Genomic DNA, 13,327 nt, shown 5'->3' on the forward strand with positions numbered 1-13,327 from the left:
CTATGGGGTGGTTGGCAAAAACGCAGGATTCCATTTTTCGAGCAATCGGGGCAGTTGGTTGAAATCGCCGATTTCTGCGTCGGTAATACCCAGCTCATCGATCCCCCATTCTCCCCAACCCTCCACATTGAGCCACACGGTCTGGCATCCGATCGCTTTGGAGGGGAGGATATCGCGGTTGTATGAATCGCCCACGGCCACACACTCTTCGGCGGCGTAGCCCAGCCGTTGCACACCCCGCTCGTAGATTGCCGTATCGGAAAGCGACGATTGAGGGGCTGGCTCAACGACGTCGGCGAAATAATTCCGGATGCCGAACTCCGTCAGCATGGCATTGAGGTTACCATAGAAGTTTGACACGAGGACGATCGGAAACGCATTGGAAAGGCTCTCCAAAATGGTTTTGGCTTTACGTAGTGTGCGTTGGGCCAGTTGGTCACATTCTTCGGCAATCTGGGCAACTAGCGTGTAATCCAGTTGGTGGCCGGCCTTGGTGAGAAAGTCGAATTGCTGCGTAATCTGGTGAACCAGTACATCCAAAAAGGTATCATCCGATTGGATGATGTTGCCCGTGGCCAATGCGGCCTCCGCGTGGGCATAGGCTTTGTTGAATGCCGATTTATCCAGGGCAATATGATGTTTACGGAATTTATTCCAGAGGATAGCTCCCCAATGCTGTCCGTTGGTGTCAATGGTTCCTTCGTAGTTCAATAAAATACCTTTTGCTTGCATAGCGATCAGCCTTAAAATCTAAAATAATGGACGATTTGACTATTACATACGATTGGTCAAATGTATAATTTAATTTCGATGATTCACATACCCTTTCGGTTAGACGAGAATAATGACCCATAAATTACAATCGATGCAACATATTTACAACGCTACTGTGCGTTAATCCGTTTTGCGGTAATTCCAAATTGCCCACGCATTCAGCACGACGGCGAAACCCAGTATCGCGCCAAGGTGTGGAAGGATGGCCCGCCAACCGCTTCCTTTAAGTATAATCATCCGCATCACTTCCACCAGGTAACTCACGGGGTTCAAGGCTGATATTACCTGTGCCCACCCGGGCATGCTATCAATGGAAGTGAACAGTCCACCCATAAGGATGAACACCATCATAAAGAAAAACATGATAAACATGGCCTGCTGCTGGGTGTCGGTATAGGTAGAAATCAAGAGGCCAAACCCCAGCACCGCCAATAGGTATACCCAAACGAATCCGTACATGGCCAAAATATTACCTTGTGGAAATATGCCGTAGATAAACCACGAAACCAGCAGGCCGAGGGTAAAGACCACATTGCCCAGTATCCAAAAGGGGATGAGCTTACCTAGGATGAAATGGTGTTTTTTGATCGGCGTAACGTTGATCTGCTCAATGGTTCCCACTTCTTTTTCCTTCACGATGTTCAATGCGGATAGAAAGCCCCCCACCATGGTTAACAGGATGGCAAGGATACCCGGCACCATGAAGAACTGGTAGTTGAGCAGCGGGTTGAAACGGTTGGTGGGCACCACTTCAATGGTGGGTGCGTTGCTGAAGCGTGTGGGTGCTGCGTGCGCTATCCGGATATCGTGGTTATAATCGCGGATAATGCTTCGTAGGTAAGCTCCGCCCAAGCCAGCTTTGGTGCCATTGATGGCGTTGATGGCAATGAATAGCGGTTGTTCACCTTCACGGATCAGGTTTCGTTCGAACCCGGATGGTATTTCCAGCACGAGGTCGGCCCGGCCCTGCTCTACAAATTCGTAAGCCGATTTGAACGATGGATGGTATCCCTGTAGCCTGAAGTAGCCCGAAGCCGTGACTTTCGAAATGAGCTGCCTCGAATAAGGCGAATGGTCGTGGTCCACCACAGAGAGGTTGATGTTTTTGATCTCATAGTCTGCCGCCAACGGCAGGATAATCAGCTGCATAACCGGCATCACCAAAATGAGCATCAGGATGGCTCGGTTCCGGAAAATCTGCCGGAATTCTTTTTGCAAAAGGAATTTGATTGTTCTCATTCCAACCGTATTTTAAAACTTCTTAAACTCACCACGAAAAGAAACACGGTAATGCCGCATAAAACGAGCGTTTCCTTCCATACGCCTTCCAAGCCCACCCCTTTGATCATGATGGATTTGACGATACTGTAAAACCATTTGGCTGGCACCAGGTTTGATAGCCACTGCAGGATCACCGGCATGTTTTCGATGGGAAACATAAAGCCGCTGAACATCACCGTAGGCAGGAGCATCCCCATCAGTGAAACCAGCATCGCCACCTGTTGTGTATTCGTTTTGATGGAAATGAAGATACCCAGTGCCAAACAGGTAACGATGAAAAGGGCACTTTCGGCGAATAGCAGTAGCCAGCTACCCTCCACAGGGATTTTCAGCACGAGTACGCTCATCAGCACAATGGAGAGCACGTTGATCAACGAAAGGAGCAAGTAGGGAATGGCTTTCGACAGGATAACCCATATCGGTTTGAACGGCGACACCAACAGCACTTCCATAGTGCCTGTTTCTTTTTCCCGAACAATAGATATTGCCGTCATCATCACCGATACCAACATCAGCACTAAGGCGATTACGCCCGGCACGAAGTTCGGTGCACCTTTGAGCTGTGGGTTATAAAGCATCCGGATTTGGGGGGTAATCTGGTAGGGAAGGGGTTGCTGTTCGGTGAGTTCCGTTTGGTAATCGCGGACAATGGAAGACACATAGTTGGTGAGGGTGGTAGCGCTGTTCGGATCGGACGCATCGGCAATCACCTGTACCTGTGCATGATTCAAGTGGGCAAGGTCACTTTCGAAGTGAGTTGGGAAAACCAACCCCAGTTTGACTTTGCCCGCTCGGAATGCCGTCTCCATGCGATCCATATCCATTGTGCATTCTTGGACCTTAAAGTAACTGCTTGCCGCTATCCGGTTGATGATGTGCCGGGAAGCGTTATCTTTCGCGTAGTCTACCACGATGATGCGGGCATTTTTTACTTCATTGGTCAGCGCAAAACCGAATATGAGGATTTGGGCGATCGGCATACCGATCAGGATCAGCAACGTACGGCGGTCGCGCAGTACGTGGAAGAATTCCTTTTTTACAAAACTGAAAAACTGCCTCATGTTAATCTCCCCTTTTAGCGCCCCGCGCCAGTTGGTAGAACACCCCGTCCATAGACGGTTCCTTTAATTGCGTTTTCAGCTCCTTGGGCGTGCCTAGAGCCTCGATGTGGCCATCCACCATGATGGAAATGCGGTTGCAGTATTCGGCCTCGTCCATGTAGTGGGTCGTAACGAATATGGTGATGCCGCGGCTCGCCGCCTCATAGATCAGGGCCCAGAATTGCCGACGGGTTACAGGGTCCACGCCTCCGGTGGGTTCATCGAGGAACACGATTTCCGGCTCGTGCAGGATGGAAACCGAAAACGCCAGTTTTTGCTTCCACCCCAATGGCAGCTCGGCGACCAGCTTTTTGGCTTCCGATTGCAACCCCAGCCGGTCAACAAGCGCATTACTTTTGGCACGGAGCTGTTGGTTGTCCAGCCCATATATCCCGCCGAAAAACCGTATATTTTCCAGTACGGTAAGGTCTTCGTACAAGGAGAATTTCTGACTCATATAGCCGATGTGCCGTTTGATTTGCTCGGTTTGGCGGTATACATCGAATCCGGCGACCGTGGCGTTGCCCGACGATGGCCTCGATAAGCCACACAACATCCGCATGGCCGTGGTTTTGCCCGCGCCATTGGCGCCCAAGAAGCCGAATATCTCTCCTTTATCCACCTCAAAAGTAATTTCGTTGGTAGCGACAAAGTCGCCGAACCGTTTGGTCAGTTTATCGGTTTTGATGACGGGGGATGTTGGTGTCATGTCGTCAGCATTTTAATGAAACAATCTTCAATCGTGGGTGTGGTCGGCTTCACTTCGATACCATGTAAACCGGCATCTTTCAGGAAGCCCGTTAGGTCTTCCGTCAGGTCTCGGCTACCCATACCCTCGGTGTCGACGTGGATATACTCACCGAAGATATAGCCCTTAAGTGGTGGGGCATAACTGGACAAGACCTGAATAATACGTGGTAAATCTATGCCTTTTATGGCATACAGTGGAGTAGGGTAGGCGCCTATGAGTCCTCGCGGCGAATCAATGGCTAAGATCTTTCCCTGTTCAATCAGCGCAATGCGGTCGCACAATGCAGCCTCGTCCATATAAGGTGTAGATACCACCACGGTGATGCCCTGCTTTTTCAGTCGCCCCAGCATCTCCCAAAACTCCCTGCGCGATACCGGATCCACGCCAGTCGTCGGTTCGTCGAGGAAAAGAACGGTGGGCTTATGGATGAGCGCGCAGCACAGCGCGAGTTTTTGTTTCATCCCGCCCGAGAGCTTGCCCGCCCGGCGCTTTTTGAAAGGTTCTAGTTGAATATATATGTCTTTGATAAGGTGGTAGTTCTCGTCTACCGAGGTATGGAACACCGTCGCGAAAAACTGGATGTTCTCCTCCACGGTCAGGTCCTGGTATAGCGAGAAGCGACCCGGCATGTAACCGACCTGATTACGGATGTCGCGGTAGTTGGTAACCACGTCGTGGCCGGCAACAGTAGCCGTTCCGCTATTTGGGAGTAAGAGCGTGGTTAATATACGGAAGATCGTGCTTTTGCCGGCACCATCCGGACCGATTAGACCGAATAGCTCCCCTTCAGCAACGGTAAAGGAAACATCGGTCACCGCTTTTACAGACCCCTTATTATAGGTCTTTGTGATATTATTTAGCGTAACCATGATCAATTGTCCATCGTTCCCTCTCAATTAAAACGGACTTCCCCATACATGCCGATTTTCAACAAGCCATCGTTCTGCACCCTGATCTTGGTGGCATAAACGAGGTGCTCGCGCTCGTCCTTGGTCTGGATGGTTTTCGGCGTAAATTCAGCTTTGTCGTTTATCCAGGTGAGGGTTCCCGGGTACTCGCGATAACTACCGTCGGCCCCGTCCACCAGCACCGTTACCTGCTGGTTGAGTTGGAGTCGGGCGAATTGCGGGCCGGTAACATAAGTCCTCAAGACGAGGGAAGAGAGGTCGGCTACCTTGTATAGCGGTTTTCCCACAGTGGTGCTTTCATTGGTCTCCGCGTATTTCACCAACACCGTGCCTCCCACAGGGTTCACAACCCGGCATTTGGCCAATTGGTCTTCCACTTGAGCGATCTGCATTTCCAAAGGCGATGTTTCCAGCGAGAGGCTTGCTGCCGTGGTTCCCAAGGCCGACCGTTGGGCGGTGATTTGTTTCCTGATGACCGCGATGTGGGCGTTCGCGTCATCCAGCTGTTTGGGGGTGGCAGCATCTGCCTCCACCATGTTGGCAATCCGCTTTTGTTCGCGTATGGCCTGGGTCAATTGCTCCTGCAATGCGGCCACCTGCACCGCGATATCTGGTTTTTTGCTTAGTACCGCATCGATCTGTGCCTCCAATTGCCGTTTCTTCAGGTGGAGCTGTGTACTGTCTATATAGCCTACGGTTTGCCCGGCCTTGAGCAACTGCCCCTCTTCGATATCCAGCGCGCGGATGATGCCGTTGGCCTCCGCGGATATGATGGTTTCTACCGCTTCGAAAGTACCTGAAGCATCGTATGGCTGCTCTTGGTTGGTGCATGAGGCCATGAAGAGGCCTGCCAGCAGTACGCGTATCTTTGTATTGTCCATGGTGTTAGTTTTGTGGATTTTTTATATTGCCGAGTGTATGTCGGATATCGTATTGCGCTTTCAGCAATTGGATCTCGTGTTGTATTTTTGATAGACGTGCACTGCTCACCGCATGGGTTTCCCGTACGTAATCGGCCGTGTTGATGACGCCGTTCGCCAGTTGCGCAAGCGCCGCATCCTTCACCGATGTGCGCAGTGCGATGATCGCATCATCGGTAAGCAGCAGTTGCTTGTATTTGGCCGCTTTCGTTTGTTGCTGGTGGCGGGTAAGGTTGGTGTTAAAAACGAACGTTTCCTGTTGCACATCGATGCCAGCTTCTTTTACATCCAGTTGCGCCCTTTCTTTTTTCAATGTATAGAAGCCGCTGAGGGAGATGGATAGGCGTATACCACCGTAGTAGTACGCTTCGAAATCGCTGCTGAGCATGTTCAATGCGGGCCTACCCATGCCGGCTTGCAAAAACAGGCCCAGCTTGGGGCGGGTCTTTGCCCCGAGTAGCCTCCGTTCCACGGCGAGGCTGTTTTTTTGTAGACTATACCAATCCAATTCCGGTCGGGTTATGGCCGAGAGGCTACCCGGGTACACCGGCCTCTCGAACGAGGTGTGTTCGTCAAGTTCGCGACCGATAAATAAACCCAGCATATGCAGGTAGGCCTGGCGACTGGCTTGTAGCTCGGTAGCTTGCTGTTGAGTCGTCAGTTGTTCGGCTTCCAATAGGCTACCTTCGCTTTTCAATGCGGCACCATTGGCAATCGCGGCATTGATTTTTTCCAGGCCGGCTTGGATGTCTTTTTGCAGCAGATCGTTTTGTGCCAATTGTGCATCCAGCAGTAGGATGCCGAAGTACAGTTGGTTGACACGTGCTTTGATCTGGTACAGCTCCACTTCCAGTGCCTGGTGTTTCACATCGGCTTCGGCCTCGATGGCCTCCTTGCCCAGTCGGGTCAGTCCACCGTCATATAGGTTTTGGTTTATCTCGCCATACAATTTGTATTGGTCTTTATTCATTGTAGGGATGTCCATTCCCGGAACATGTATCGGTATTTCCGTTACGGCCGACTGGTAAGTAGCCTGCCCATTAATGTTGATTTGAGGAAGGGAGCGTGTACCGTGCTGATCAACTGCATAAGAGGCGCTTTTCGCAATGAGGTCGCGCTGTTTCACCATGGGGTAGTTTTGGGTGGCCCGCGCCTGGCATTGCGGCAGCGTAAGAGTCGCGGCCTGTGCTCGGGCATTTCCCACCGGGAGGGCCAACGTGCAGATGAGTAGCACGGTTGCAAATGGATTAATCATTTTGTTTATTGTTTTGAATTAATCATTTGATTAATATGTGTCCAAAAAAAATCACGATGCATCCAGCATCGCAACAAACCATGTTCTGATCAGTGTTTTACGGTCATTCATCAGGGCAACCGCTTTGCTCGGTTCGAGTCCGGTGATCAGTTGGATGAGCGGTTTGCCGATGAACGGAAAAATAACGAGCCCCAGCATATTGAAAATGAAATGGAGTGGGTCGATGTCCGGGCGCCGCTCCGCGAGCTGTTTAAAAAATGCCGAATCGGTGATGTTTGTTTTTGTTTTCACCAAGTTGGCGAACTTATCTGGATTATTCCTGATTTCACCCAACACAAACAGGGGGATATCCGGGTTGGCTAGGAGGGTGTCGATGTAATGTTCGGCCACATGCTCCACCTTCTCTTCGATGGAAGTTTTTGCGTCCATCAAGATGGGGCCTACTTTGCCGAATAAGACCTGCATTTTTTCCATGATGACAATCTCGAATAACTTCTCCTTACTCCGGAAATAGTAATTGAGTAGTGCCAGGTTAATGCCTGCTTCCTCGGCGATATCGCGTGTACGCGTAGCAGCGTAACCCTTTTGGGTAAAAACCTTCCGGGCAGCTTCCTTGATTTTCTCCTCCGTACTGAGGTCTGTTTTTTTCTTGGGTTTTGCCATATCTGCTGTCGCTACGCCGCAAATATAGCCGGTCGTTTTGGTTTAACCAAACATTTTAATCAAATGATTAAAATATAATATTGTCCACTTGCATGAGCGTGATCTTATAATTTTTTAATCTTGATGTTACGGAACCAGATTGGGCTCGCATGATCCTGTAGGGCAATGTATCCACTTTTGAATTTGCCATAATCCGGACTGTTCTTCCACTTGTCCGAGTTTTTCTTTTCATACCATGCTTCATCCCAGGGAACAAAAGATAAAATCAGTTTTCCATTCAGCCAGTGTTCCACGCGTTCGGGGGTAAAAACAATTTTCGAGCTGTTCCATTCGCCTGCCGGATGTAACGTCCTGTCGGGGTTGGGCGGATGCATGGCATAATCGGCACCCGTTTGCTGCAAGGGTTTCAGCTCCTCGGGTTTTTCCGTATAACCCAGGCTGGTGTTGTATGCGGTAAGGTCATGTATGTGGGCATAGTTTTCGTCATCAATGAGCTGGTACTCGGGCGCTACGACAGAGGGCGCCCGATATCCTTCTTTTACATGGTAAAAAATGCCGCTGTTTCCCCCTTCAGGGAGCTTCCATTCCAGGTATAGTTCAAAATTATCGAACGCTTCGGCGCCGTAAAGGATGTCTTTCCCTCCTTTGTAATCCTGTTCCAGGCCGAGTTCAGTATCAAATGTCAGTGTGCTGTCTTTGATGGTCCATCCCGGTGGCAGTACCTCTGCATTGTATCCCCGCCAGCCCTCGGTACTGGTACCGTCAAAAAGATAAATCCATCCCGAATCCGGATCGGCCTTCTGCGCATGGGTATTAAAAGAAAAAGCGAGGGTAATAAGCAGCAATAAAGCACCCTTCCTCATCAAGGTTGTCTGATTATTCTTCATTTCTATAGCTATTCATTAGGGTGTAAAGATGGATATTCCAACTAATTAAAACAATTGGATTGTAAAAAAAGTAGGTTAAGTTTTGAAGGAGCCTGTTGGCAGCATGATTTATTTATTATCTTTAGCCAAAACCGTACGAACATGCCCCTGATAAAGGCCACCAGAGAAGACGTACAAGCCAATAGCAAAGCTCGGGACTTCTGCACCGGCAGACAAAAAAAACGATTCTCTGTAAATCCCATTTTCGACCCAGTCCGACTCATTAGCGTCTAATCATAATAGCACTAGCGGGCGTTTAGGCCGCGAGATCGTAAGAAAGTCAAGCTTCTTATAGTCTCATTTGCTATATGACGCTTTCATTTTTTCAAGGTCGATAATAATTCGTCCAATTGCTGGAAGTCTACGGTCATACCTTCTTTAAAGCCCATCGCTATCTCTTTTTCGAGGTCCGCGAGCGAATCGTAGGTTAGTAACATGTCTACCCGGACCTTGTCAGCCACGGGTATAAAGTTGTTCTCCCATACGTTTTGCGGAAAGGCGGGGTTTATCGTGCCGTTTTCGTCGCTGAAACCGCCTTTTGAGGCAAATGATTTTTCCTTTACGATCGAAATGAAATCGGTTCTGGCATAGTGCCTTTCACCTTCGGGACTGACCATGGCGTAGAGCCAATATCCGCCCTCACGGAAATCCATCGTCTTCGTTTCGGCCCTCCAGGGTTGCGGTCCCCACCATTGGTCGAGTAATTCCGGGGCTGTCCACGCTTGCCAGACCAATTCAAGGTTGCCGGCAAATTCACGTGTGATGCGGATGGTTTGGCTATCCTTATCTACGGAAAAATCGAATAGGAGCTGATCGTTCATGGTTGCTGTTTTTTAATCGTTGATAATAACTCGTCCAATTGGTTAAAGCGACTTTCCCAGATTTTCCGGAATTGTTCCAACCAGTGGTCTATTTCTTTCATTTTGTCGATTTCCAGCTGGTAGTAAATTTCACGCCCTTGCTGTTCTGCCTTTACTACTTCGCACTCCTGCAAAATCCGAAGGTGTTTTGATATCGCCTGCCGGGTGGTATCAAAATGCGCGGCAATGGCATTGGGTGTCATTGCCTGAAGGGCAATTAACGCTATAATTCCCCGTCTTGTCGGGTCAGCTATGGCCTGGAATATATCCCGCCTCATGTTGTCTGTTGTTTTATTTTTAGAAACCATTTGGTTGCAAAAATATGCGCAACTTTTCGGTTTCGCAAATTTGTCCAAAAATTTTTTCCAGCCGATGAAATTTTTCTAGCCGTTTCGCTTTGAGAACCGTGGAGCAACTCCTGTTTTATGGAAATGGGTGATCACCTCACCGCTATTTTGTATTTTAGTCCAAAATATCCGGCGATGAGAGTTTCCTATTTAGTGGCTATTGGTGTGGTGGTGTTATTTGCGCTGTTTTTCGTGCTGGACTACGTACATACTTCTGCACCGGAAGGCGAAAAGGCCGATTCCCTGCAAACCCCAGTTTCAATCCAGCCCGACTCACTGGCGCCTATTCACAAAGGCGATATCATCAAGAACGGAAATTCTACACGCGATGTCTTCAAAGCACTAGCGGACGACGATAAGACTGCCCCTGATGATAGGAAACCCTAATTGACAAATTGACAAATGATCGATTCTGAAAAGAGTTTATATATTTGTTTCGTAGGATTACTGCTCCGGCGATTGATTTTCGGACAAAAGGAGTACATGCATGATAACAAAGTTATTGATAGCATTCGCATTGTTTGGTTCCATGCTGACCGGGTTTTGGGGGTATAGCGACCCCGGTTTGGCCAATAAAGAAGACAAAACCTCGATAACAGGTTATTTTGAAGGCACTGAGCCATTTTGGAATATGACGGTCGAAGAAAACCGCATCGTACTGCATTGTGTCAACGACATCGTAAGGGATACCCTGCTGTTATCCCGAAAGCAGACCCATACGGAAACCTACGCGTTTCATGGGCGTGCCATCCATGGCATCGTCAGGAGGTCGGAAACAGGCGGCTGTACGTTGGACATAACCGGAGAGGATAACCCCACACACGATATCTATTTTGCTTATCGAAATGTAACCTATATGGGCTGCGGTAAGCTGTCTATTCGGAGCAAATAGTATATGGCTTATCTTGATTCCCATGAAAAAAATAGTGGTACTTTCCGGAGCGGGCATAAGTGCTGAAAGCGGATTGAAGACCTTTCGCGATTTGGACGGTTTGTGGGAAAACTACAAGATTGAAGAGGTCGCAACGATTGATGCTTGGCATCAAAATCCAACTTTGGTACTTCAATTTTATGATGAGCGCCGTGCAGGGGTGATGGAAGCTCAGCCTAATCTTGCTCACCAGCTTTTAGCTGATTTGCAAGCGCATTTCGATGTACAGATCATCACACAGAATGTCGATGATTTACATGAACGGGCAGGTAGTAAAAAGGTTCTGCATCTGCACGGAGAAATCACCAAAATGCGAAGCGTAAAAAACGAGATGCTTCTTTTTCCGGCCAGCCAACGGATCAAATTAGGTGACCTGGCCGAAGACGGTGGGCAGCTAAGGCCACATATAGTCTGGTTTGGAGAAGATGTCCCGATGATCGCGCACGCCATTCCGCTTATGGCACAGGCAGACTACCTCCTGGTGATTGGCACGTCGTTACAGGTCTATCCAGCCGCAGGGCTCATCGACGAAGCGCCGCAAGATTGCAGGCGCTTTTTGATCGACAGGCAGTTACTTGCACCGTCCAAATCCCTAAATTATGAGATCATTCAAGACGTCGCGACTGCGGGAATGAAAATCTTGTATGAGCGACTCTTTGATCAAGAAAACATCGTTTCGATGGATTAATGTTCAAGCTGTCGTGATTACCCCGTTAAAATGTCGTTTACCTATCCCATCCCGTGCTCCAGCCCACCTTCCCTTACTCTTCCTTCGGGGGCCTATCCCCATATGTCCCGCATATATCTCGGTAAAAAGCCCAAAACGCGGCACTTTAGCGAAGGGTAAGCGGATGCATAGTGGGAGAACCCCACTTTCGGATAGGGAAAGGAGCCATTCCGAAGGCGATCCCGAAGTGGTTCGAATATTGCGGTAATCCAACTACTTGAGGCATTCAAATGTGATAGACGAGAAGTGTCAGCAAGAACAAACTTTAAAGACCATACGACCACGGCTGGGGTCCTCATGACGTTCGGTAATTGCTATGGTGCCTTTTTCACCCAGACAGTTTAATCGATGAAATAGAAAAACATCACCGATTCCAGATAAACCATAAGTATTCCAGATAGTTGTTAATGCTTGGGCAACGATCAATGCCGAGCTTTTAGGTTCACGGGTACATTTTTCCAAAAGAAATGTATCGAAAAACCGATGGTTACCGGTTAAGATATTGTTCGATTTGTCAAAAATGTGAATGGTGGCATGGTCAGCTAGCAACCGTTCCCACAAAGACTCCCAATAAGCCCGATGCTGTGTGTTAAGTTCGTAAAAGTGCTTGGCTACATCGGGTAAGTCGGCGGGGTTCATTAAATATAATGTAGTTGGATTGATTGCCTCTCCGCGGATATTTCTTACATGGACATTATGAAAGTCGGGTTTGAAAATGGATATTTGGATGTTCCGTAGGTAATGAAGCAACCGTGCTGTTGCGATTTTCTCGTTGCCATCTTCGCCAAACCAAAGATAGATCGCCTCATATCGCGGTATATCGATAGATAACTTTTTAATACGGTTGCGGTCTTCCTCTAAAAAATCGATGTGGCTTTCGCTCCCATGTGGCCCGTACACGTTTTTAATCCACCACAACCGCCTGTTTTCGGTCCCCCGGTCGTCATCAACATCGAAAAGTGGTCCTAAGCACAGCGAATCATTCAATACCAGTACATCTTCTGCCTCGGGATTTATCAGTCCACTCTGCAATAAAATGGTGTTGCTGGTGTGCCCAAACACAAGATGAATATTTCTTTTATCCATAACTACGCTAATATAATACCTTTCTATCTAGATTGACGCTCCGTATTGATAATTGTAGCTTGACATAAAGAGGGGATTTCTTCGCCCTTTGTTCGCCCGTTATGCGTGCGGGATGTAAGCTGTATACGTGCTGTATGTTACCTTTTCGCGCATACGCCCCGCATACCGCTTACATCCCGCAGGCATTATGTTGGGAGATAAGACGAAGTTGGTCTTATCCTGAGACGGCGTTCTTAACTGGGTTAAGGGAATGCTGCTACAAAAGTCCGACATTAGCGGTATGACCATGGCATAAGCGAAATGAGTTGCCACCTCTACCCTGTAGAAATGAGGGGATCATAGCCACTAATGTAGGTAATGTAGTCTGGTTCGCTATCCGTCAAACAGACTAAATGGTATTTCGAAGGAACCTGGGACGAAAAGATTCGGCGATAGCGTATAGAGACGGCATCTGCACACCTCTTTTTACAAAGTAAGTTCCCGTTGGATATGGCCGGGGACGGTGATGGAGGGTTGTATCGGCTCCCGCGGCGAATATTCCGCTCAGCGAATCGCTACGCGCCAGCTGCCGCCGTATGAAACGGTTTACCACGAGAGATATGCTGCTCCGGCTGATGATGATTGGGTTGGTTTCGTTTTTCACCTACGGGATAACCTTTACGGCGGCGAAATACGGGCTGTTCAGCGTGATTTGCGCGGGGTACCTAATTCAGTTGATTGTGCACAGAGAAGCGTGTGGGGCTGCCGGTTGCGGCGATTGCATCTAACCATCCGCGCACTGGGTGAAACCAGGTGAAG

Annotated in this window: 16 protein-coding genes; 4 read left to right on the forward strand and 12 right to left on the reverse strand. The window is 48.8% G+C overall.

What is annotated here, in order from left to right:
• The 11 genes from U9S71_RS16330 to U9S71_RS16380 form a co-directional block, all read right to left on the reverse strand.
• Complete coding sequence (locus U9S71_RS16330) at positions 1-732, reverse strand: HAD family hydrolase (protein ID WP_326328685.1); 732 nt, start codon at positions 730-732, stop codon at positions 1-3.
• Between the two features lie 162 nt (positions 733-894).
• On the reverse strand, positions 895-2,013 hold the full coding sequence (locus tag U9S71_RS16335) for an ABC transporter permease (protein WP_326328687.1): 1,119 nt from the start codon (positions 2,011-2,013) through the stop codon (positions 895-897).
• Complete coding sequence (locus tag U9S71_RS16340) at positions 2,010-3,116, reverse strand: ABC transporter permease (protein WP_326328689.1); 1,107 nt, start codon at positions 3,114-3,116, stop codon at positions 2,010-2,012. Before U9S71_RS16340 ends, U9S71_RS16335 begins: the two co-directional genes overlap by 4 nt.
• A 1-nt stretch (position 3,117) precedes the next feature.
• A complete protein-coding gene (locus tag U9S71_RS16345) occupies positions 3,118-3,864 on the reverse strand; it encodes an ABC transporter ATP-binding protein (RefSeq protein WP_326328691.1) in 747 nt (248 codons plus the stop codon).
• Positions 3,861-4,775 (reverse strand): ABC transporter ATP-binding protein, encoded by a 915-nt coding sequence (locus tag U9S71_RS16350; RefSeq protein WP_326328693.1) that lies wholly within the window; start codon positions 4,773-4,775, stop codon positions 3,861-3,863. Before U9S71_RS16350 ends, U9S71_RS16345 begins: the two co-directional genes overlap by 4 nt.
• 23 nt (positions 4,776-4,798) lie before the next feature.
• The gene (locus U9S71_RS16355) at positions 4,799-5,695 is read right to left on the reverse strand and encodes an HlyD family secretion protein (RefSeq protein ID WP_326328695.1); all 897 of its coding nucleotides are present in this window, start codon (positions 5,693-5,695) and stop codon (positions 4,799-4,801) included.
• Between the two features lie 4 nt (positions 5,696-5,699).
• A complete protein-coding gene (locus U9S71_RS16360) occupies positions 5,700-6,989 on the reverse strand; it encodes a TolC family protein (RefSeq protein WP_326328697.1) in 1,290 nt (429 codons plus the stop codon).
• A gap of 51 nt (positions 6,990-7,040) precedes the next feature.
• Positions 7,041-7,652 carry a TetR/AcrR family transcriptional regulator gene (locus U9S71_RS16365; protein WP_326328698.1) on the reverse strand — a complete coding sequence of 204 codons (612 nt, stop codon included), beginning with the start codon at positions 7,650-7,652 and terminating at the stop codon, positions 7,041-7,043.
• A gap of 104 nt (positions 7,653-7,756) precedes the next feature.
• Positions 7,757-8,515 carry a 3-keto-disaccharide hydrolase gene (locus tag U9S71_RS16370; RefSeq protein ID WP_326328763.1) on the reverse strand — a complete coding sequence of 253 codons (759 nt, stop codon included), beginning with the start codon at positions 8,513-8,515 and terminating at the stop codon, positions 7,757-7,759.
• A gap of 380 nt (positions 8,516-8,895) precedes the next feature.
• A complete protein-coding gene (locus U9S71_RS16375; RefSeq protein WP_326328699.1) occupies positions 8,896-9,399 on the reverse strand; it encodes an SRPBCC family protein in 504 nt (167 codons plus the stop codon).
• The gene (locus tag U9S71_RS16380; protein ID WP_326328700.1) at positions 9,396-9,716 is read right to left on the reverse strand and encodes an ArsR/SmtB family transcription factor; all 321 of its coding nucleotides are present in this window, start codon (positions 9,714-9,716) and stop codon (positions 9,396-9,398) included. The genes U9S71_RS16375 and U9S71_RS16380 overlap by 4 nt, the downstream gene beginning before the upstream one ends.
• Positions 9,717-9,920: 204 nt before the next feature.
• Between U9S71_RS16380 and U9S71_RS16385 the strand changes: the two genes are divergently transcribed.
• The 3 genes from U9S71_RS16385 to U9S71_RS16395 all read left to right on the forward strand — a co-directional run bounded on the left by U9S71_RS16385 (position 9,921) and on the right by U9S71_RS16395 (position 11,404).
• On the forward strand, positions 9,921-10,172 hold the full coding sequence (locus tag U9S71_RS16385; protein WP_326328701.1) for a hypothetical protein: 252 nt from the start codon (positions 9,921-9,923) through the stop codon (positions 10,170-10,172).
• Positions 10,173-10,272: 100 nt separating this feature from the next.
• Positions 10,273-10,677, forward strand: a complete 405-nt coding sequence (locus tag U9S71_RS16390; RefSeq protein ID WP_326328702.1) for a hypothetical protein — start codon at positions 10,273-10,275, stop codon at positions 10,675-10,677.
• Positions 10,678-10,699: 22 nt separating this feature from the next.
• Positions 10,700-11,404 carry a Sir2 family NAD-dependent protein deacetylase gene (locus U9S71_RS16395; protein ID WP_326328703.1) on the forward strand — a complete coding sequence of 235 codons (705 nt, stop codon included), beginning with the start codon at positions 10,700-10,702 and terminating at the stop codon, positions 11,402-11,404.
• A gap of 288 nt (positions 11,405-11,692) precedes the next feature.
• On the opposite strand, the gene U9S71_RS16400 is transcribed toward U9S71_RS16395, so the two are convergent.
• Positions 11,693-12,529, reverse strand: coding sequence for a DUF1835 domain-containing protein (locus U9S71_RS16400; RefSeq protein ID WP_326328704.1), 837 nt, complete (start codon positions 12,527-12,529; stop codon positions 11,693-11,695).
• Positions 12,530-13,104: 575 nt separating this feature from the next.
• On the opposite strand from U9S71_RS16400, the gene U9S71_RS16405 reads away from it, so the two are divergent.
• Positions 13,105-13,296: a hypothetical protein gene (locus U9S71_RS16405; protein ID WP_326328705.1), complete on the forward strand. Its 192-nt coding sequence runs from the start codon at positions 13,105-13,107 to the stop codon at positions 13,294-13,296.
• Positions 13,297-13,327 lie beyond the last annotated feature (31 nt).

This window comes from Parapedobacter flavus, assembly GCF_035818675.1.
Classification (GTDB): domain Bacteria; phylum Bacteroidota; class Bacteroidia; order Sphingobacteriales; family Sphingobacteriaceae; genus Parapedobacter; species Parapedobacter flavus.

What these genes read in the sequence shown, in the direction of transcription:
- U9S71_RS16330 (WP_326328685.1), bottom strand. Translation starts at nt 732, where the DNA reads ATGCAAGCAAAAGGTATTTTATTGAACTACGAAGGAACCATTGACACC.
- U9S71_RS16335 (WP_326328687.1), bottom strand. Translation starts at nt 2,013, where the DNA reads ATGAGAACAATCAAATTCCTTTTGCAAAAAGAATTCCGGCAGATTTTC.
- U9S71_RS16340 (WP_326328689.1), bottom strand. Translation starts at nt 3,116, where the DNA reads ATGAGGCAGTTTTTCAGTTTTGTAAAAAAGGAATTCTTCCACGTACTG.
- U9S71_RS16345 (WP_326328691.1), bottom strand. Translation starts at nt 3,864, where the DNA reads ATGACACCAACATCCCCCGTCATCAAAACCGATAAACTGACCAAACGG.
- U9S71_RS16350 (WP_326328693.1), bottom strand. Translation starts at nt 4,775, where the DNA reads ATGGTTACGCTAAATAATATCACAAAGACCTATAATAAGGGGTCTGTA.
- U9S71_RS16355 (WP_326328695.1), bottom strand. Translation starts at nt 5,695, where the DNA reads ATGGACAATACAAAGATACGCGTACTGCTGGCAGGCCTCTTCATGGCC.
- U9S71_RS16360 (WP_326328697.1), bottom strand. Translation starts at nt 6,989, where the DNA reads ATGATTAATCCATTTGCAACCGTGCTACTCATCTGCACGTTGGCCCTC.
- U9S71_RS16365 (WP_326328698.1), bottom strand. Translation starts at nt 7,652, where the DNA reads ATGGCAAAACCCAAGAAAAAAACAGACCTCAGTACGGAGGAGAAAATC.
- U9S71_RS16370 (WP_326328763.1), bottom strand. Translation starts at nt 8,515, where the DNA reads ATGAGGAAGGGTGCTTTATTGCTGCTTATTACCCTCGCTTTTTCTTTT.
- U9S71_RS16375 (WP_326328699.1), bottom strand. Translation starts at nt 9,399, where the DNA reads ATGAACGATCAGCTCCTATTCGATTTTTCCGTAGATAAGGATAGCCAA.
- U9S71_RS16380 (WP_326328700.1), bottom strand. Translation starts at nt 9,716, where the DNA reads ATGAGGCGGGATATATTCCAGGCCATAGCTGACCCGACAAGACGGGGA.
- U9S71_RS16385 (WP_326328701.1), top strand. Translation starts at nt 9,921, where the DNA reads ATGAGAGTTTCCTATTTAGTGGCTATTGGTGTGGTGGTGTTATTTGCG.
- U9S71_RS16390 (WP_326328702.1), top strand. Translation starts at nt 10,273, where the DNA reads ATGATAACAAAGTTATTGATAGCATTCGCATTGTTTGGTTCCATGCTG.
- U9S71_RS16395 (WP_326328703.1), top strand. Translation starts at nt 10,700, where the DNA reads ATGAAAAAAATAGTGGTACTTTCCGGAGCGGGCATAAGTGCTGAAAGC.
- U9S71_RS16400 (WP_326328704.1), bottom strand. Translation starts at nt 12,529, where the DNA reads ATGGATAAAAGAAATATTCATCTTGTGTTTGGGCACACCAGCAACACC.
- U9S71_RS16405 (WP_326328705.1), top strand. Translation starts at nt 13,105, where the DNA reads ATGAAACGGTTTACCACGAGAGATATGCTGCTCCGGCTGATGATGATT.